This window comes from Bradyrhizobium pachyrhizi (assembly GCF_001189245.1).
Lineage (GTDB): Bacteria > Pseudomonadota > Alphaproteobacteria > Rhizobiales > Xanthobacteraceae > Bradyrhizobium > Bradyrhizobium pachyrhizi.
Window position 1 is genome coordinate 18,901 of the sequence record NZ_LFIQ01000024.1, and the last position, 17,852, is coordinate 36,752.

Annotated in this window: 17 protein-coding genes; 8 read left to right on the plus strand and 9 right to left on the minus strand. The window is 64.4% G+C overall.

Annotated features, from left to right (window positions below; all coding sequences use genetic code 11):
- Window positions 1-128: 128 nt before the first annotated feature.
- The 5 genes from AKL29_RS00935 to AKL29_RS00955 form a co-directional block, all read right to left on the minus strand.
- Entirely contained in the window at window positions 129-1,739 is a 1,611-nt protein-coding gene (locus tag AKL29_RS00935; protein WP_050382397.1) for a benzoate-CoA ligase family protein, read from the minus strand.
- Window positions 1,736-2,866, minus strand: coding sequence for an FAD-dependent monooxygenase (locus AKL29_RS00940; RefSeq protein WP_050382403.1), 1,131 nt, complete (start codon window positions 2,864-2,866; stop codon window positions 1,736-1,738). Before AKL29_RS00940 ends, AKL29_RS00935 begins: the two co-directional genes overlap by 4 nt.
- A 115-nt stretch (window positions 2,867-2,981) precedes the next feature.
- Window positions 2,982-3,194, minus strand: coding sequence for a hypothetical protein (locus AKL29_RS00945; protein ID WP_050382405.1), 213 nt, complete (start codon window positions 3,192-3,194; stop codon window positions 2,982-2,984).
- A gap of 110 nt (window positions 3,195-3,304) precedes the next feature.
- Window positions 3,305-3,526 (minus strand): cysteine rich repeat-containing protein, encoded by a 222-nt coding sequence (locus tag AKL29_RS00950; protein WP_050382407.1) that lies wholly within the window; start codon window positions 3,524-3,526, stop codon window positions 3,305-3,307.
- A 39-nt stretch (window positions 3,527-3,565) separates the two neighbouring features.
- Window positions 3,566-4,306, minus strand: a complete 741-nt coding sequence (locus AKL29_RS00955; protein ID WP_050382408.1) for a cysteine rich repeat-containing protein — start codon at window positions 4,304-4,306, stop codon at window positions 3,566-3,568.
- Window positions 4,307-4,555: 249 nt separating this feature from the next.
- On the opposite strand from AKL29_RS00955, the gene AKL29_RS00960 reads away from it, so the two are divergent.
- Both AKL29_RS00960 and AKL29_RS00965 read left to right on the plus strand, forming a co-directional pair.
- Window positions 4,556-5,713 (plus strand): efflux RND transporter periplasmic adaptor subunit, encoded by a 1,158-nt coding sequence (locus AKL29_RS00960; RefSeq protein WP_050382696.1) that lies wholly within the window; start codon window positions 4,556-4,558, stop codon window positions 5,711-5,713.
- 12 nt (window positions 5,714-5,725) lie between these two features.
- Window positions 5,726-8,893, plus strand: a complete 3,168-nt coding sequence (locus tag AKL29_RS00965; protein ID WP_050382410.1) for an efflux RND transporter permease subunit — start codon at window positions 5,726-5,728, stop codon at window positions 8,891-8,893.
- 166 nt (window positions 8,894-9,059) lie between these two features.
- Here AKL29_RS00965 and AKL29_RS00970 read toward each other — a convergent pair whose 3' ends face one another.
- The gene (locus tag AKL29_RS00970; RefSeq protein WP_028336265.1) at window positions 9,060-10,061 is read right to left on the minus strand and encodes an NADP-dependent oxidoreductase; all 1,002 of its coding nucleotides are present in this window, start codon (window positions 10,059-10,061) and stop codon (window positions 9,060-9,062) included.
- A gap of 216 nt (window positions 10,062-10,277) precedes the next feature.
- On the opposite strand from AKL29_RS00970, the gene AKL29_RS00975 reads away from it, so the two are divergent.
- Window positions 10,278-11,567 (plus strand): dicarboxylate/amino acid:cation symporter, encoded by a 1,290-nt coding sequence (locus tag AKL29_RS00975; RefSeq protein ID WP_028336266.1) that lies wholly within the window; start codon window positions 10,278-10,280, stop codon window positions 11,565-11,567.
- A 12-nt stretch (window positions 11,568-11,579) separates the two neighbouring features.
- Window positions 11,580-12,536 carry an amino acid ABC transporter substrate-binding protein gene (locus AKL29_RS00980; protein WP_050382413.1) on the plus strand — a complete coding sequence of 319 codons (957 nt, stop codon included), beginning with the start codon at window positions 11,580-11,582 and terminating at the stop codon, window positions 12,534-12,536.
- A gap of 158 nt (window positions 12,537-12,694) precedes the next feature.
- On the opposite strand, the gene AKL29_RS00985 is transcribed toward AKL29_RS00980, so the two are convergent.
- Window positions 12,695-12,922, minus strand: a complete 228-nt coding sequence (locus tag AKL29_RS00985; protein ID WP_028337614.1) for a hypothetical protein — start codon at window positions 12,920-12,922, stop codon at window positions 12,695-12,697.
- Between the two features lie 335 nt (window positions 12,923-13,257).
- On the minus strand, window positions 13,258-13,515 hold the full coding sequence (locus tag AKL29_RS42615; protein ID WP_028337613.1) for a hypothetical protein: 258 nt from the start codon (window positions 13,513-13,515) through the stop codon (window positions 13,258-13,260).
- Between the two features lie 214 nt (window positions 13,516-13,729).
- On the opposite strand from AKL29_RS42615, the gene AKL29_RS00995 reads away from it, so the two are divergent.
- Entirely contained in the window at window positions 13,730-14,086 is a 357-nt protein-coding gene (locus AKL29_RS00995; protein ID WP_050382415.1) for a response regulator, read from the plus strand.
- 20 nt (window positions 14,087-14,106) lie between these two features.
- Window positions 14,107-14,307, plus strand: a complete 201-nt coding sequence (locus AKL29_RS01000; protein ID WP_028337611.1) for a hypothetical protein — start codon at window positions 14,107-14,109, stop codon at window positions 14,305-14,307.
- Between the two features lie 62 nt (window positions 14,308-14,369).
- On the opposite strand, the gene AKL29_RS01005 is transcribed toward AKL29_RS01000, so the two are convergent.
- Entirely contained in the window at window positions 14,370-15,305 is a 936-nt protein-coding gene (locus AKL29_RS01005; RefSeq protein ID WP_050382417.1) for an ATP-grasp domain-containing protein, read from the minus strand.
- 297 nt (window positions 15,306-15,602) lie between these two features.
- Between AKL29_RS01005 and AKL29_RS01010 the strand changes: the two genes are divergently transcribed.
- Window positions 15,603-16,376, plus strand: a complete 774-nt coding sequence (locus AKL29_RS01010) for a ferredoxin--NADP reductase (protein ID WP_024581583.1) — start codon at window positions 15,603-15,605, stop codon at window positions 16,374-16,376.
- Window positions 16,377-16,628: 252 nt separating this feature from the next.
- Window positions 16,629-17,498, plus strand: coding sequence for a patatin-like phospholipase family protein (locus tag AKL29_RS01015; RefSeq protein WP_028337608.1), 870 nt, complete (start codon window positions 16,629-16,631; stop codon window positions 17,496-17,498).
- Window positions 17,499-17,852: the final 354 nt, after the last annotated feature.

Sequence of the window (17,852 nt, forward strand, 5' to 3'; positions counted from 1 at the left end):
CGAACGCGGTTGTCATGGCAGGCTGGGGCCCCAGCCTTCGCGCCGCAAATATTTGTGGTTATGGGTCCCGGCTTTCGCCGGGACGACATTGAGTGTGAGGTGACGTTGTGGCGCAAGGGCATGCGCCCTCACATCCGCATCACCGCCTGCCGGTCGATCTTGCCGGTGCCGGTCTTCGGCAACTCGTCGATGAATTTGACCTCGCGCGGATATTTGTACGGCAACAGCTTTGTCTTGACATAGTCCTGCAGCCGCCGCGTCGCTTCGGCCGTGTCGAAGCCGGCCTTGTTCATGACAACCACGGCGCGCAGCGTCATGCGCCGGTCCGGCAATTCGGCGGCGTAGACGGCACATTCGCGGACGTCGGGGTGATCGGCAAGGCAGAGCTCGACCTCCAGCGGATAGACCCACTGGCCGGAGATCTTGATCAGATCGTCGGCGCGGCCGCGGAAAAAGTGGAAGCCGTCGCTGTCGCGCATGAAACGGTCGCCGGTGTAGATCCAGCCGTCCTCGCGCACGGTCTCGGCGGTCTTGTCCGGCCGGTTCCAGTACAGCGGCGTCGCGGAGTCGCCGCGCACCCACAGGATGCCTTCCTCATTGTCGCCGACCTCGCGGCCATCGCTGTCGCGCAGCTTGACCTCGTAGCCGGGCACGCGCAGGCCGGCGGCGCCGAGCTTCTTTCGCTCCGCGCGGTTGCTGAGATAGACGTGCAGCACTTCGGTCGAGCCGAGGCCTTCGATGATCTCGAGCCCGGTGAGCCGCTTCCAGCCATTGAACACATCGGCCGACAGCACCTCCGCGGCCGAGACCGCCATCCGCAGCGACGAGAAATCGGCGGTGTCGGCGCCGTCGGCCTTGGTCAGGGAGATGTAGAGCGTCGGCAGGCCGAAGAACACGGTCGGCCGATATTGCCCGATCGCTGCGAAGATCGCGGCCGGTTTCGGCTGGCCCGGCAGCAGCAGCGTCGCCGCACCGACCGAGAAGGGAAACGTGATCGAATTGCCGAAACCGTAGGCGAAGAAGATCTTCGGCACCGAGAAGCAGATGTCGCCGGGCGAAAGCTTCAGCACGTTGCGGGCAAAGGCGCGCTCGCTATAGGCCATGTCGTGTTGCAGATGCACGATGCCTTTGGGACGGCCGGTCGACCCCGACGAATACATCCAGAACGCCATCTCGTTGCGGTGCGTGTCGGCCGCGTCGAGCTCGGTCGGAAATCCTTGCAGCCAGTCGCCGGCCTCGCGCGTTTCGGCAACCGCGTGATCACCGGCGGCGCCATTGACCACCACCAGCGTACGCAGCGGCGTGTCCTTGCAGGCTTCCGCGTTGAAGCGCGCACAGAATTCCGCATCGGTGACGGCGACCTGCGCGCCGGCGTCGGACAGGTAGAATTGCAGCAGCTCGGGCGTCGTCAGCGTGTTGATCAAGAGCGGCACGAAGCCGGCGCGCACCGCGCCGAAGAATGCCGCGGGATAGGCCGGGGTGTCGTCGAGGAACAGCAGAACGCGGTCGCCGCGCTGCAGTCCGAGCGACCGGAAGGCGTGGCCCCAGCGTGCGGCCTCAGCGCAGAGCTCGCGATAGGTCCGCGTGCCGGCCGGGCCGGTCAGCGCCAGCCTTTCAGCGTTGCCGTTACCGAGATTGTCGAACAGGATGCGGCTCGCATTGTAGCGCTCGGGGATCGTAAAGCCGATCTCGCGCGCACCGGGATTGTCCAGCGGAACCTGGTCGGCGATCCCGGTCATGATTGTCCCTTTGCGGCTGCGTAGCGGGCCATGAAGGCGGGCGACATCGCGCGCAGCCGCGCGTCGTCGATCCGGCCGGAGCGGGTGATGTAGCTGTAGGCGAAGTCCATCAGGTCGAGCGTCATGTGCACCGGGAAATGCTCGTACCAGTCGGCGCTGGTCCGCGCCGCGGTGACGAGCTTCTTCACGATGGGCTTGCGCTCGCTTTCGTAGCGCGCAAGCGCGGCGCCGATGCCGCTCTCGGTCTCGAGCGCCTTGGTCAGCGCAATCGCATCCTCGATCGCAAGCCGCGTGCCCGAGCCGATCGAGAAATGCGCCGAATGCAAGGCGTCGCCGATCAGCACCATGTTGCCGTGCGACCAGCGCTCGTTCCAGATCCACGGGAAATTGCGCCACACCGATTTGTTCGAGATCAGCCGGTGGCCGTCCAGCGTCGCGGCGAATACGTCTTCGCAAATCGCCTGCGATTCTTCGATGCTCTTGTCGGCGAAGCCGTAGGCTGCCCAGGTCGCCGCGTCGCACTCGACCAGGAAAGTGCTCATGTCCTTCGCATAGCGATAGTGATGGGCGTTGAAGCTGCCGCGGTCGGTTGCCACGAAGGTCTGCGACAGCGTCGCGAAGGTTTTCGTGGTGCCGTACCAGGCGAACTTGTTTGAGGAATGCGAGACCGACGCGCCGAAGGCGGCCTCGAAGCCGCGGCGGACCATCGAGTTCAGCCCGTCGGCGGCGACGATCAGGTCGTAACCCCTGAGCTCATCGACCGACTGCATCACGGTGTCGAAGCGCGGCGTGACGCCTGTGCTGCGGACGCGCTCTTGCAGGATCGTCAGCAGCGCCAGCCGGCCGATCGAGGAGAATCCGACGCCGTCGATCTCGACGCTCTCACCGCGCAGATTGAGGGTGATATTCTTCCAGCTCTCCATAAGCGGGGCGATGGCGTCGACCGTCTCGGGGTCGTCGGCGCGCAGGAAGTCCAGCGCCTGTTCGGAGAACACCACGCCGAAGCCCCAGGTGGCGCCGGCCGCGTTCTGCTCGAACAGGTCGATCTCGGCGTCGGGATGACGCTTCTTCCAGAGATAGGCGAAATAGAGCCCGCCGGGCCCTCCGCCGATCACGGCGATCCGCAACGTCAGCCTCCCCGATTGACAGTGTACTTACAATTTGGGTCCAGACTAATCGCCCTCCGGCGGGAACGCCAGAGGGAAAATGCGCGCGGCGACTAGCCGCGTGGGGCTGAAAGTTTCAGTAGCAGCGGCGGACCTTGACCCCGCCGACCCATACCCAGCGGCAACCGGCGGCGACGGGTTTGCGGGCGACGACCGCACCGTTAGGACCGGCGCAGCCGGCGCGATAGACGCCGCGCGCACAGACGACCGCGTTGGCGTCGGAGGACTCGAAGGTCATCGTCGCGGCAAAAGGCAGCAGGGCGGCGGCGATCAGCAATATCGAACGCATGAAATTCCCTCTCCCGGGTGAGGCATGGTTGGCCTGTAGGTGGCAACAAGGTGCTACGGCTCCGTGCCCGACAAATCGCCGGGCACATGTCGTCTCACCGCCCGGCGCGGCTATTTCTTTTCCGCTTCCGCCAGCACCTTCTTGCAGGCGGGCGCCAGCTTGTCGCTCTGCTTGGCGAGACAGGCGATGATGCGGCCGCCGCCGGGCGTCACGCTCTTGCAGAGCTTCTCGTAGTCGCCCATGCAGGCGTCGCGTTGCGCGGTGGTCAGCTCCTGGGCGTAGACGGCGGTTGCGCCGCAAAGCAGCGCGGCGGTCAGGACGATACGCAGCATTGTTCGCTCCCTTCTCCGGTCTCTAGCGTGACAACAGGATTATCGCGCCGCGAACGGCGCCAGCACGTCGCGGCACGCCGGCGACAGCGAGCCGGCATTGGTCGCGAGGCACTGCACGATCCGCCCGCCGCCCGGCTGGACGCCGCCACAGATCGAGCGGACGTCGGCGCCGCAGGCCGAGCGCAGCACCAACAGTTCTTCGCGCGGCCGCTGCGGCCGCAACGCGATTACGGCCGGCGCGGCGGCGCCGCCACCAGCGGCGGCCACGGCCTTCTCGCAGGCCGGCGAAAGCTTGCCCTTGTTCTTTTCGAGGCACTGCAGCGCCGGCGCGCCGCCGGTCGGCACGCCCGCGCAGACTTTGGGATAATCGGAGCGGCACGCGCTGCGGATCGCCGAAACCTGCGCGCTGGACGGCGCTCCGGCCGCCTTCGGTGCGGCGGCCTCGGCGGCGGGCTTGGCCGTCGCCGGAGCAGCTTCGGTCTTGGCCGCCGCGGGCGCGGAGTCTGCCTTCGGTGCGGCGGCCGGCGCTTCGACGGCCTTCACCGCGCTGGCGCAGCCCGGGCCGAGGCTTGCCATGTTCTTCTGCAGACATTGCAGCGAGGCTTCGCCGCCCGGCGGTACGCTGGAGCAATGGGCGATGTAGTCGTTGCGGCATTGCGACTTGATGGCGTCGCGCTGCGCCTGGGTCGGCGCCTGCGACAAGGCCGGTGCGGTGCTCATGAAGGCTGCAAGCGCAAGCCATGCGGACAGCTTCGTTGCTCGTGTCAACGCATTGATCATCTGAATAAATCCTCTGGTCGCGCCGGATGCCTCCGGCTCAACTGAACTGAGTTCTGAAAAAGTCTTGTTGTAACAACCTCGGCGAGCGGCATCATTTTCGCTTTCGAGTTCCGCTGCAAGCGGATTGTTGCTATGGATGAAGCAGGCGGATTTTTTGCCCGTCACGAGATATTTATATTTAGTCATTTGAATCGAGGCTCGGAAATGAGGCATGCGCGCGCGTCGGCGCATTTCGGTCGGAGCAATTTTGTGCGGCTGCGAAATGCACCGCTTGCGCGCGTCGCGTTCGTCGTATCGGCCTTCGTCAGTTTAAGTGCCTGCGAGCAAAACAGTTTTGTTGCGCCGCCGCCGCCCAAGGTCGAGGTTGCGCCGCCGGTGCAGCGCGCCATCACACGTTATCTGGACGCCACCGGAAACACCGCGCCGATCCAGACCGTCGATCTGGTCGCGCGCGTGCAGGGCTTCCTGCAGGCGATCAACTATCAGGACGGCTCCTTCGTGAAGGCGGGGACCACGCTGTTCACGATCGAGCCGGAGACCTACAAGCTGAAGCTGGAACAGGCGCAGGCCGCAGAGGTCGGCGCGCAGGCGACGCTGAAGCAGGCCGAGCTCGACTTCAAGCGGCAGACCGATCTGGTGCAGCGGCAGGCGGTCTCGCAGGCGACACTTGATACCTCGACCTCCACCCGGGACAACGCCCAGGCCAGCCTGCAGCAGGCGCAGGTCAACACCAGGATCGCGGCGGTCAACTACGGCTACACCAACGTCGTCGCGCCGTTCGACGGCATCGTCAGCAATCACCTGGTTTCGGTCGGCGAGCTGGTCGGCGTGGCGTCGCCGACCCAGCTTGCCACCATCGTGCAGCTCGATCCGATCTATGTGAACTTCAACGTCAACGAACAGGACGTGCAGCGCGTGCGGGATGAAGCGCGCCGTCGTGGTCTGACGGTCAACGAACTCAGGCAGTTGCCGGTCGAGGTCGGCCTGCAGACCGAGACCGGCTATCCGCACAAGGGCAAGCTTGATTACATCTCGCCGACCCTCAACCAGTCGACCGGCACGCTCGCGGTCCGCGGCGTGTTCCCAAATCCGGATCGGACCTTGCTGCCCGGCTTCTATGTCCGCGTTCGCGTGCCGTTCGAAAAGCAGGACAAGGCGCTGCTGGTGCCCGATGTCGCGATCGGCAGCGACCAGGCCGGCCGCTATGTGCTGGTCGTCAATGCCGAGAATGTGGTCGAGCAGCGCAAGGTGACGACCGGCCCGCTCGATGAGGGGCTGCGCGTCATCGAGAGCGGCCTGAAGCCGGATGACCGCATCGTGACCGCCGGATTGCTGCGCGCGATCCCCGGGCAGAAGGTCGATCCGCAGGTGCAGAAGGCCGACGCGGCGCCGGCAGCGGCCAAATAGGACGCACGCGCCATGATCTCGAAATTCTTCATCGAGCGCCCGGTTCTTTCCAACGTCATCGCGATCCTGATGATCCTGATCGGCGGCGTGGCGCTGTACAATCTCGCGGTCGCGCAATATCCCGACGTGGTGCCGCCGACGGTACAGGTGACGACGCGCTATCCCGGCGCCTCGGCCAAGACGGTGATCGACACCGTGGCGCTGCCGATCGAGCAGCAGGTCAACGGCGTCGAGGACATGCTGTACATGCAGTCCTACAGCGGCGCCGACGGCACCTATACGCTGACGGTGACCTTCAAGATCGGCACCGATCTCAATTTCGCGCAGGTGCTGGTGCAGAACCGTGTCTCCAGCGCGCTGTCGCAGCTGCCGACCTCGGTGCAGAACCAGGGCGTCACGGTCCAGAAGAAGTCGACCTCGATCCTGCTGTTCGTGACGCTGACCTCGCCCAACAAGACCTATGACAGCCTGTTCCTGTCGAACTACGCCACCATCAACATCCGGGACGAGCTGTCGCGCCTGCCGGGTGTCGGCAACGTCACGGTGTTCGGCGCCGGGCAATATTCGATGCGGGTCTGGCTCGACCCGAACAAGCTGCAGGTACGCGCGCTGGTGCCGCAGGACGTCATCCAGGCGATCCAGCAGCAGAGCCAGCAGGTCACCGCCGGCCAGGTCGGCGCGCCGCCGACGCCGGCGGGCCAGGCATTCCAGTACACGCTGAACGTCAACGGCCGGCTCGATGACAAGAGCCAGTTCGAGGACATCATCGTCAAGACAGGCAATGTCGGCGACGTCACCCGGGTCCGCGACGTCGGCTGGGTCGAGCTCGGCGCGCAGACCTACAGCCAGATATTCTCGCTGAACCAGAAGCCGGCGACCGGCATCGGCGTGTTCCAGTCGCCGGGCGCCAATGCCTTGCAGGTCGAGAAGGCCGTCGAGAAGAAGATGGCGGAGCTCGCCAAGCAGTTCCCGCAGGACATCAAATACGACACGCCGTTCGACACCACCAAATTCGTCAACGCCTCGATCGAGGAGGTCTACAAAACCCTGTTCGAGGCCGGCCTCCTGGTGCTGGTCGTGATCCTGGTCTTCCTGCAGGACTGGCGGGCGATGCTGGTGCCGGCAACCACCGTGCCGGTTACGATCATCGGCGCGTTCGCGGCCATGGCCGCGCTCGGCTTCACTATCAACCTCTCGACGCTGTTTGCGATCGTGCTGGCGATCGGCATCGTGGTCGACGACGCCATCGTCGTGGTCGAGGGCGCGGCGCACAATATCGAGCGCGGTATGTCGGGCCACGACGCCGCGATCAAGGCGATGGACGAGTTGTTCGCGCCGATCGTCGGCATCACGCTGGTCTTGATCTCGGTGTTTTTGCCGGCGGCGTTCCTGCCCGGGCTGACCGGGCGGATGTACGCGCAATTCGCGCTGGTGATCGCCGCCACCGCGCTGCTCAGCGCCGTCAACGCCGCGACGCTGAAGCCGACACAGTGCGCGCTATGGCTGCGTCCCCCCGCGCCGCCCGAGCAGCGCAACTTCTTCTATCGCGGCTTCAACGCGGTCTATGACCGGCTGGAGCGCGGCTACACACGGCTGGTCAGCGGCATCGCCGGGCATGCCAAGACCTCGGTCGCCATTGCGCTTGTCATCATCGGGCTTGCCGGCTACGGCCTGTCGCGGGTGCCGACCGGCTTCATTCCGATCGAGGACCAGGGCTATCTGCTCGCCGCGGTGCAATTGCCCGACGGCGCGGCCCTCGACCGCACCCAGCACGTGCTCGACGAGGTCACCACGATCGCCGGCAAGACTCCCGGTGTCGACCAGGTGATCAGCATCGCCGGCATCTCGGCGCTGGACAATTCCTCGAGCCTCGCCAATGCCGGCGTCGCCTATCTGATCCTGAAGGATTGGAGCGCGCGCGGGCCGGGCGAGGACCTGCGCTCGCTGGTCTACGGGCTCAACGACAAGCTCGCGGTGATCCCGGAGGCACGCATCCTGGTGATCCCGCCGCCGCCGATCCAGGGCATCGGCAACGCCGCCGGCTTTGCCATGCAGGTCGAGCTGCGCGACGGCAATGCCGACTACGGCAAGCTGCAGGCGGTCACGGGGGCGATCGTGGCCAATGCGCAGACCCAGAGCGCGCTGCAGCGGGTCCAGTCGTCGTTCCGCTCGATGGTGCCGCAGTTCGACGTCGACGTCGATCGCATCAAGACGCAGACCCTGCACGTCACTCCCGACCAGATCTTCGCGGCGCTGTCGTCCTATCTCGGCGCCAGCTACGTCAACCAGTTCACCAAGTTCGGCCGCACCTTCCAGGTCTATACCCAGGCCGAGGCACAGTACCGCCTGAGCCTGCGCGACATCGAGAACATGATGGTGCGCAACAGCAACGGCGACATGATCCCGCTCGGAACGGTCGCCAAGATCACGCCCTCGATCGGACCGTCGCTGATCAGCCTCTACAACCTCTATCCGTCCGCCTCCATCATCGGGCTGCCGGCGCAGGGTTACTCGTCCGGCCAGTCGATGGCGTTGATGGAAGAGATCGCGGCAAAGACGCTGCCGCCCGGCTCGGGCTTCGAGTGGACGGCGATGTCGTACCAGGAGAAGGAGGTCGGCAGCCAGATCTACTACGTGTTCGCGCTGGCGCTGCTCCTGGTCTATCTCGTGCTCGCCGGGCAATATGAGAGCTGGTACGCGCCGATCTCGGTGATCCTCGCCGTGCCGCTGTCGCTGCTCGGCCCGACGCTGGTGCTGCTGAGCCTGAATATCGAGAACAACCTCTACACCCAGATCGGCACCATCCTGTTGATCGCGCTGTCGGCCAAGAACGCGATCCTGATCGTCGAGGTCGCACTGGAACGTCATCTGCGCGACGGACGGTCGGTGCTCGATGCGGCGATCGACGCGGCACGCGCGAGATTCCGGCCGATCCTGATGACGTCGTTTGCCTTCATCCTCGGCGTGCTGCCGCTGGTGATCGCGACCGGCGCCGGCGCCAACGCCCGCAAGTCGATCGGCATCACCGTGTTCTCCGGCATGATCGCCTCGACCTGCCTCGCCGTGCTGTTCGTGCCGGCGTTCTTCGTCGTGGTGCAGAGTTTCGAGAACTGGCGCAAGGCGAAGAAGGGCAAGACGACGCCGCAAGCCGCACCGCAGGCGTCGGGCACGGCGCATTGACTCCCTCGCTCCGCTCTTGCGGGGTCGAGACGAGCGAAACTCGGGTGGGGTGAGGGGCTCTCTCGGCCAGGCGGTGCGAGTTGCGAGACCTGTACCCCCTCGCCCGGATCGCATCTTGCGATGCGATCCGACCTCTCCCCGCAAGCGGGAGAGGTAAGAAAGACCGCTACACCTTCACCATGCGCTTGCCGCGATTTTCGCCGGCGAGCAGGCCGATCAGCGCCTGCGGCGTGTTCTCGATGCCGGCGATGACGTCCTCCTGCACCTTGAGCTTGCCCGAGGCGACCCAGGACTGCAGGTCGGCGAGCGCGGCATCGCGCTGGTCCATGTAGTCCATCACGATGAAGCCCTGCATGATAAGCCGCTTCACCACGATCAGGCCGGGCACGCCGCGCGGGCCGTGCGCGGAGGGGACGCCGTCATATTGCGAGATCGCGCCGCAGCAGGCGATGCGGCCGCGATTGTTCATCTGCGCCAGGCACGCCTCCAGAATGTCGCCGCCGACATTGTCGAAATAGACGTCGATGCCCTTGGGCGCCGCCGCGCGCAGCGCCTTGTAGGTCGCGCCGTCCTTGTAGTCGACCGCGGCGTCGAAGCCGAGTTCGCTGGTCAGCCAATGGCACTTGTCCTTGCCGCCGGCGATGCCGACGACGCGGCAGCCCTTGATCCTGGCGATCTGGCCGACGATCGAGCCGACCGAGCCGGCGGCCGCCGACACCACCACGGTCTCGCCTTCCCTGGGCTTGCCGACATGGAGCAGGCCGAAATACGCGGTCAGGCCGGCAACGCCGTAGACGCTGAGCAGATGCGTCATCGGCTCGAGCTTCGGCATCTTCGCCAGGTGCCTGGCGGGCACGGCGGCATAATCCTGCCAGCCGGTGTCGCCGAACACGATGTCGCCGGGCTTCAGGCCGGGATCCTTCGACGAGATCACCTCGGCGATGCTGCCGCCGGCCATCACGGTGTTGGCTTCCACCGCAGCGCGGTAAGTGGCGCCGTGCATCCAGGCACGGTTGGCGGCATCGAGCGAGATGTAGCGCGTCCGCACCAGCGCCTCGCCGTCCTTCGGCGTGGGGATCGTCCCCGTGGTCAGGCGAAAATGCTCGGGGCCAAGCTTGCCGGTAGGCTTTTCGACAAGCAGGATCTGGCGATTGACGGTGTCGTTCATTGGTGGTGTCTCCCCTCGCGTTGGTCGTTTCGCATGCAATTGACTGCGACGCGCGCAGCGCCTTGCACAGATTGTGCGCTGCATGAACGCTAGTCCGCGCGCTGGCATTCCACAACGGGAACGTTTCGGCAAAGTCGCGCTGGACGCGAAGCGTGTTGCGTAGCTGCGTAAATCTGCCACACTTGCCCTCCGCCGGGAACTTACGGGGGTAAGAGAATGTCCAGCAGGTTTACGCAGTATATCCTGATTGCGATGGTCCTTGGCATCGCGATGGGGACGATTGTCTTCAACTACTTTCCTGACAGCCGTGCCGAGATCGCAGCAGACGTCAACCTGATCGCGATGCTGTTCCTGCGACTGATCAAGATGATCATTGCGCCGCTGGTTTTCGCGACCCTCGTCGGCGGCATCGCCCATATGGGAAGCGGTGCCAAGCTCGGCCGCATCTTTGCCAAGACCATGGGCTGGTTCGTCTCCGCCTCCTTCGTCTCGCTGCTGCTCGGCCTCGTGATGGTCAACCTGCTGCAGCCCGGCGCCAACTTCCCCGGCACGCTGCCCGACAAGGCGCAGTCGACCGGACTGCCGGTGTCGGCGTTCTCGATCGAAAAATTCCTCACCCATCTGATCCCGACCTCGATCGCGGACGCGATGGCGCAGAACGAGATTCTGCAGATCGTCGTGTTCGCGGTGTTCTTCGCGGTTGCGCTCGGTGCGATGCCTGAACGGGCCAAGCCGATCATGAGCCTGATCGACGACCTCGCGCACATCATGCTCAAGGTCACCGGCTATGTGATGCTGTTCGCGCCGCTCGCGGTGTGGGCCGCGATCATGGCGACCGTCTCGAAGAACGGCCTCGGCGTGCTCTGGAAGCTCATCGTCTTCATGGGCGGCTTCTATCTCTCGCTCCTGATCCTGTGGGGCATCCTGGTCGTCGTCGGGTTCATCGTGATCGGGCCACGCTACAGCCATCTCTTGCGGCTGATCCGCGAACCGCTGATGATCGCGTTCTCGACCGCCTCGTCGGAGGCTGCCTATCCGAAGACGCTGGAGGGGCTGAACAGGTTCGGCGCCTCCTCGCGCATCTCGGCCTTCGTGCTGCCGCTCGGCTATTCCTTCAACCTCGACGGCACGATGATGTACTGCACCTTCGCGAGCATCTTCATCGCGCAGACCTACCACATCGAGATGTCGGTCGGCACGCAGCTCGCGATGCTGGCGACGCTGATGATCACCTCGAAGGGCGTCGCCGGCGTGCCGCGCGCGTCGCTGGTGGTGATCGCCTCGACGCTGGCGCAGTTCAACATCCCCGAGGCGGGCCTGCTGATGATCATGGGCATCGACACCTTCCTCGACATGGGCCGCAGCGCCACCAACGTGATCGGCAACTCGCTGGCGACCGCCGTGGTCGCGAAGTGGGAGGGCGAGCTGAAGGCCGAGCACGAGCTCGGGCCCGACGACGCAGTGCCGCAGGATGCGGTGCCCGGCGCCGTGATGGCCGGCCATTGACGGGAGGAATGCATGCATCGCGCCCGCTGGAGGCCGATACGGGCTGAAGCGCCTCTCCTGTCGACATGCCTGCTGTCAGTGTGCCTGCTGGCGGCAAGCCTGCTCTCTGGCCCAGTGTCCGCACAGCCGGCGGGCGAGGGGCTCAGCCCCACGCTCGCCAACATCAAGGCCACGCACACGGTGCGGATCGGCTATCGCGAAAGCTCGCTGCCGTTCTCGTTCCTCGATCACTCCAACCGGCCGATCGGCTACAGCCTCGAGCTGTGCGATGCGATCGTCGAGGAGATCGGGACCGAGGTCGACGACGCCAATCTCAAGGTCGACTACGTCAAGGTCACCTCCGACGACCGCATTCCGGCGGTCGTCGACAAGAAGATCGACCTCGAATGCGGATCGACCACGGCGAATGCCGAGCGCGGCAAGCAGGTCGCATTCTCGCCGCTGATGTTCGTGGCCGGTACCAAGCTGATGGTGCCGAAGGCCTCCGGCGTCACCCAGGTCGCCGACCTGAAGGGCAAGACGGTGGTGGTGACCAAGGGCACCACCAACGAGCAGGCGATGCACAATGTCGACGCCAAACAAAAGCTCGGCCTCAACATCGTCACCGCACCCGACCACGAGCAGTCCTACCAGATGCTGGTGGACGGCAAGGCGGATGCGTTCGCGACCGATGACATCCTGCTCTACGGCCTGATCGCGCGGCACAAGTCGCAGGACAAGTTCCGCGTCACCGGCGACTACCTGTCCTACGATCCCTACGGCATCATGTACCGCAAGGGCGAGCCGCAGATGAAGGACGTGGTCGAACGGGCGTTCCGCAGGCTCGCCTCGAATCGCGACATCGTCCCGCTCTACAACAAATGGTTCGTCGCCCGGCTGCCGACCGGCGAGAAGCTCAATGTCGCGCTGTCACCGCAGCTCGAAGAGGCCTTCAAGGCGCTCGACGATTCGCCGGGCGGGTCGAACTAACGCATGATCCGGAAAAGTGCGAAGCGGTTTTCCGAAAAGATCATGCTCAAACAAAAGGCCAAAGCGCGATGACGATTCAACCTAATCTCATCGCGCTTTAGCCGCGAATTTCGGCCTCTCGCTTTGCAGGAGAGGTCGCAAAGTCCGGCGCGCGCCGTTCACCGCCAATAGCGCCGCGACAAATCCAGGCACTGCCGGACCCAGTATCCATTCACGTGGATCAGCTGGCATGTGCTCGGAGGCGGCTCCTTGATGATCGGGTAGCCGTGGATGTCGATATTCGTCGGGGCCGTGACGCCGCGCCAAAACACCGCATTGGCGGCCGGAGGATTGAAGGCGGCGGCGAACGCCGCGAGTGCGACGAAGCTCAAAAGAAGTTTGCGCATAATCTGTTTCCGGATCAATCAATGCACGGAAGCGTACTCCCTTGCGCAGGATGAGCAAGGCGCTGAATCGATCAAAATGACGGCCAGAGCTTCCGTGCCGGCCGCACCACCGCCCCGCGTCAGCCGCCGCGGACTGCCATGCATGCGAGGGCAACGATGCCGACCGCCGCCAGAACAACCATGACCTGGAAAACCGCGCGGCCAAGAATCGCACCCATCAAAGCTCCGTCGATCCGGCGGGATCTTCCTTCGAGTGTCCACGCGCCGCGATCTCTGGAGCATCATCGGCAGGCAAGATTCGGCTGTTGAAGTCAGCGAGCTCGTTGCTTCACCAGCTAATGTCGTTCGGCGACGATTCGATCGACTTGTCGCTTCAGCTCTGCTTCCATTTCGGAAATGACGTCGTGCGGCAGGCGAGCGCGGAGGCGATTGGCCGTCTCGTGCTGCATCCTGGGCTGCCTCGCGAGCGCGGGCCGTTCGATGGCCTGATCCTCGATCCATCGTCGAGAGGACGCATAACCTGTCGCGCCGGCCGTCACGTCAGTCCCGTAGGGTTCGCGAGGATCCTGATCCGACTGCACAACGTCCTTCATGAGCTCTGCCTCCTGGCACTATCTCGCAAGAATTCCCTTGCTCAGGCCCGAACCATTCGGCTCGTCCGGCTTGTCGCCCATCAATGACGCTGAAGCCTGCAAAGTTGTTCCGCACGGAACCTGCAAAGGTCTGCCGCAGTCAGCCTCATGAAGCGGGAACCAGAACCATCAGCATCCTCATTCGTTAACGGTGGTTGATCGTTCGGAGGTCGCCATGGCTTACGCGAGACCAAGTCGTCAAATAGCAATTGTGGTCGAAGACGACACGATCCAGCGCGACATGATTGCGCTGTTGTTGGAAGAAGGCCATTTCGACGTCATCCAGTGCGAGGACGCCGAGACGGCAGCGCTGGCCATCAAGATGCGTCATCCGTCGCTGGTGGTTACCGATATCAAGCTCACGGGCAAAATGGATGGCGTCGAGCTTGCACGTTTGGTCGTCGATTGCGATCCGGGCGTGCGCGTTATGGTCATCTCGGGCCGGCCCCCGGACTGCGCGCTGCCTGAGGGCGTCAAGTTTTTCGAGAAGCCGGTTTATCCACCCACGCTGCTGCGAGAGCTGGCGTCGTAGCTCTCGCCGATGGGTGGCCCATGCAAGACGATCCCGAAATCGATTGGCACCGGGAGCAGATTGCGAAGAACCGGGAACTGATCGCGGAATTGCAATCCGGAAATACGGCGGGGACTGACGTGTTTCCAGAGACGCAAGCCGAGATCGAGCGTCTCACGGCACAGATCGAGCAATCGGAATTGATCGTCGCCGCCTATGAGAAGGAGCACCCGCAAGACTGATCGGGCGCTCACAGTGCAGGATCGCGCCGGCGAGCCCGCGTCGTCGGGCAGGGGAACGCTGCCTACGCGAACACTTCGTCCAGCGCGGCCGAATACGCCGCCTCGACCAGCGCCGGATGCCGGCGCCCCAGCGCTTCCATCTTCACCCCGGAGTTCACCTCGAGGATTTTCCACGCGCCATCCGTGCGCACGACGTCGATCGAGGCGTAGCGGATGTCGACGGCCTGCGCGGCCCTGATCGCGAGCGCGACGCAGGCCTCGCGCGTCGTGCCATCGGCGAGCAGCACGGGCTCCGCGCCGGCATCGAGGTTATGCCGCCAGTTGAGCAGAAGCTGTTCGCCGGCGGGCGGAACGGCGTCGAGCGCGGCGGCATCGAAATCCTCGGTCATGGTCTTGAGTTGCTCGGCCGTCGCGCTCGCCTGCGCCAGCGCGCGCAGCGATCTTATGCCGTCGCCGGTCATCGACGGGCGCGCCTTGCCGTAGACAATCAGCGCGCGCGCATCCAGCAGCACGACGCGCACCTCGTCCGCGATCTCGACATAGGGCGAGATGGCGAGACTTGGATGCGCGGCAAGGACGCGCGCGACCGCGGTCTCCAGTTGCGTTCGCGTCTTGACACGGAAGACAAGCTCGCCGGAGGTCCCCTCATTGGGTTTGACGACGAGCCCCTGGGGATGCTGCTCGAGCAGACGCTGCATCGCGTCCAGCGAGTCCGATCCCGGGATGTGCTTGCTGAGCTTCGCGCCCAAAAACAGCGTATGCGGAATGACGGGGACGCCGGCCGATGCCAGCACGTCCGCGCAGGCCGATTTGTCGTTGGCGACCTGATGCGCGACCGCGCTGTTCAGCCCGACGTCGTAGCCGATCGCGAGCCGCCGCGCGTTGCCCCTGGTCATGGTGACCAGCCAGCCGCCGGACCGCACCTCGACGGCAATCGCGTGCGCCAAACAATATTTTTTGATGGTTTCCAGGAAGATTCGCTGGCTGATCAGGACCACGAGATCATTTTCCCTTCACCGCGGTTTTCGTAGCAATTAATTGCCAGATCGATACCGATCTCAGCAAGTAAATTACCTGCAGTACCACGTGTTAACGATGACGCGGTTGAACCTCTGCGCGAAATCGAACGACTGCCATTCTGAGATCGCAATTGCGCGCCAGTTGATCTTGACTATCTGCTGCATTGGCGCAATGGACACGCGAGATCTTCAGTGATTTCGGCCACTTCCGCGCCGTCGCGAGCCGTCTAGAAATCAAACTATTCTAATTCTGGTCAGTCGAGAAAACGAAAACCCATGAGCGCGTTCTATCGAGAGAAAGTTCTTTCCGTTCAGCACTGGACCGATACGCTTTTCAGCTTCCGGGCGACCCGCGATTCCGGTTTCCGCTTCCAGAACGGGCAGTTTGCCATGATCGGCCTCGAGGTCGACGGCAGGCCGCTGCTGCGCGCCTATTCGATGGCGAGCGCCAATCACGAGGAAGAGCTCGAGTTCTTCTCGATCAAGGTGCAGGACGGCCCGCTCACCTCCAAGCTGCAGAAGATCCGCGAGGGCGACACCATCCTGGTCGGCCGCAAGGCGACCGGCACGCTGATCACCGACAATCTGATTCCCGGCAAGCGGCTGATGCTGCTGTCGACCGGCACCGGCCTCGCGCCGTTCGCCAGCCTGATCAAGGATCCCGAGGTCTATGATCGCTACGATCAGATCCTGCTGGTGCATGGCTGCCGCCAGGTCTCCGAGCTCGCCTATGGCGAGGAGCTGGTCGCCAAGCTGCGCGACGACGAACTGTTCGGGCCGCTGCTGTCCGAGAAGCTCTCATACTATCCGACCGTGACGCGCGAGCCGTTCCGCAACCGCGGCCGCATCACCGACCTGATCACCTCCAACCAGCTGTTCACCGATCTGCATCAGGGGCCGCTCGACATCGAGACCGACCGCATCATGATGTGCGGCAGCCCGGCGATGCTGGAAGAGCTGAAGCAGCTGTTCGAGACGCGCGGCTTCAAGGAAGGCAGCGGCAACACCCCCGGTCACTTCGTGATCGAGAAGGCGTTCGTCGAGCGCTGAGGCCGTAGAGCGTCAGGATTGTCCGTCCTGGCGAAAGCCAGGACCATTACCACCGCTCCCTGTTTTGCGAAGGCTGGGGCCCCATCGGGCTCCAGCCTTTTGCATTGTGGTTATGGGTCCTGGCTCCCGTGCGCAATTGCGCATTAGGCCAGGACGACATCTGTGTATGTGGCGCCGTCCAATCTCCCACTGCTATAACGCCCCCAACGCCGCGCGGCCGTTGCGCGAACGCGGCGATCTGGGAGCAGCACCTTGTCCATCACCGATCCGGATGCACCGAAAACCGCCTTTGTGTTTGCCGGCGGCGGCAGCTTTGGCGCGATCCAGGTCGGCATGCTGCAGGCGCTGGCCGCGCATGGCGTGGTCGCCGACATGGTGGTCGGCTCCAGCGTCGGCGCACTGAACGGCGCGTTCTACGCCGGCGACCCGACGGTCTCGGGCGTCGCGCGGCTGGCCGAGATCTGGCGCGGCCTCAACCGGCAGGACGTGTTTCCGGTGACGTGGCGGACGCTGGTGAGCTTCCTGTGGCGGCGCGACTTCCTGATCCCGCATGACGGCGTTCGCAAGCTGATCGACGACTACATCCCGTTCCGCAATCTCGAGGACGCGCGGATTCCGATCCACATCGTCACCACAGACATCATCAGCGGCGACAGCGTGGTGCTGTCGGAAGGCTCGACCGCGGAGGCGATCGTCGCATCGACCGCGATCCCGGGTGCGTTCACGCCGGTGCATTACCGCGATCGTTTCCTGGCCGATGGCGCGATCTCCAGCAACACGCCGGTCCGCGTCGCGGTCAGGCACGGTGCCAAGCGCCTGATCGTGCTGCCGACCGGGCATGCCTGCGCCAACCAGGCGCCGCCGATCGGCGCGCTCGCCAATGCCCTGCACGCGCTGACGCTCCTGATCGCGCGGCAGCTCGTCAACGAGCTCGAGAACATCGGGCCCGATGTCGAGTACTTCGTGGTGCCGCCGCTCTGCCCGCTGGTCGGCTCGCCCTACGATTTCTCGCGGACTGCCGATCACATTACCCGGGCACTCGACACCACCAACGCCTGGCTCGACGGCGACGGCCTGAGGCCGGGGCACATCCCGCACGAATTGCAGCCGCACGACCACTAGGCGGCATCCGCGGGTGATGACACCGCGTGGTGTGACGCCTCGAATCGAGAACCATCCCCATCGTCGTCCCTGCGAAAGCAGGGACCCATAACCACAAATGCCAATTGTTGGGCGATGCTGGAACGACGAATCCCTTCAACAAGGTCCGCCGCGGCGTATGGGTCCTGCTCCCGTGCGCAATTGCGCACCAGGCAGGGACGACGGAGGAGCTGCAAATTCACATCATGATTTCGGGATAATAGAATAATACCCCTGATTTGCCCGACGTGTCAAGGTGCTGGTCGAGCGCCGGCACGTCGCCGGCTCCTTTGCATGGGGTTGTTTTCGATATTTTGGCAGCGCGCCGTGCGACGG

Excerpts from the sequence above, each read along its gene's own strand:
- AKL29_RS00935 (WP_050382397.1), bottom strand. The coding sequence starts at position 1,739 with ATGACCGGGATCGCCGACCAGGTTCCGCTGGACAATCCCGGTGCGCGC.
- AKL29_RS00945 (WP_050382405.1), bottom strand. The coding sequence starts at position 3,194 with ATGCGTTCGATATTGCTGATCGCCGCCGCCCTGCTGCCTTTTGCCGCG.
- AKL29_RS00950 (WP_050382407.1), bottom strand. The coding sequence starts at position 3,526 with ATGCTGCGTATCGTCCTGACCGCCGCGCTGCTTTGCGGCGCAACCGCC.
- AKL29_RS00955 (WP_050382408.1), bottom strand. The coding sequence starts at position 4,306 with ATGATCAATGCGTTGACACGAGCAACGAAGCTGTCCGCATGGCTTGCG.
- AKL29_RS00965 (WP_050382410.1), top strand. The coding sequence starts at position 5,726 with ATGATCTCGAAATTCTTCATCGAGCGCCCGGTTCTTTCCAACGTCATC.
- AKL29_RS00970 (WP_028336265.1), bottom strand. The coding sequence starts at position 10,061 with ATGAACGACACCGTCAATCGCCAGATCCTGCTTGTCGAAAAGCCTACC.
- AKL29_RS00975 (WP_028336266.1), top strand. The coding sequence starts at position 10,278 with ATGTCCAGCAGGTTTACGCAGTATATCCTGATTGCGATGGTCCTTGGC.
- AKL29_RS00980 (WP_050382413.1), top strand. The coding sequence starts at position 11,580 with ATGCATCGCGCCCGCTGGAGGCCGATACGGGCTGAAGCGCCTCTCCTG.
- AKL29_RS00985 (WP_028337614.1), bottom strand. The coding sequence starts at position 12,922 with ATGCGCAAACTTCTTTTGAGCTTCGTCGCACTCGCGGCGTTCGCCGCC.
- AKL29_RS42615 (WP_028337613.1), bottom strand. The coding sequence starts at position 13,515 with ATGAAGGACGTTGTGCAGTCGGATCAGGATCCTCGCGAACCCTACGGG.
- AKL29_RS00995 (WP_050382415.1), top strand. The coding sequence starts at position 13,730 with ATGGCTTACGCGAGACCAAGTCGTCAAATAGCAATTGTGGTCGAAGAC.
- AKL29_RS01000 (WP_028337611.1), top strand. The coding sequence starts at position 14,107 with ATGCAAGACGATCCCGAAATCGATTGGCACCGGGAGCAGATTGCGAAG.
- AKL29_RS01010 (WP_024581583.1), top strand. The coding sequence starts at position 15,603 with ATGAGCGCGTTCTATCGAGAGAAAGTTCTTTCCGTTCAGCACTGGACC.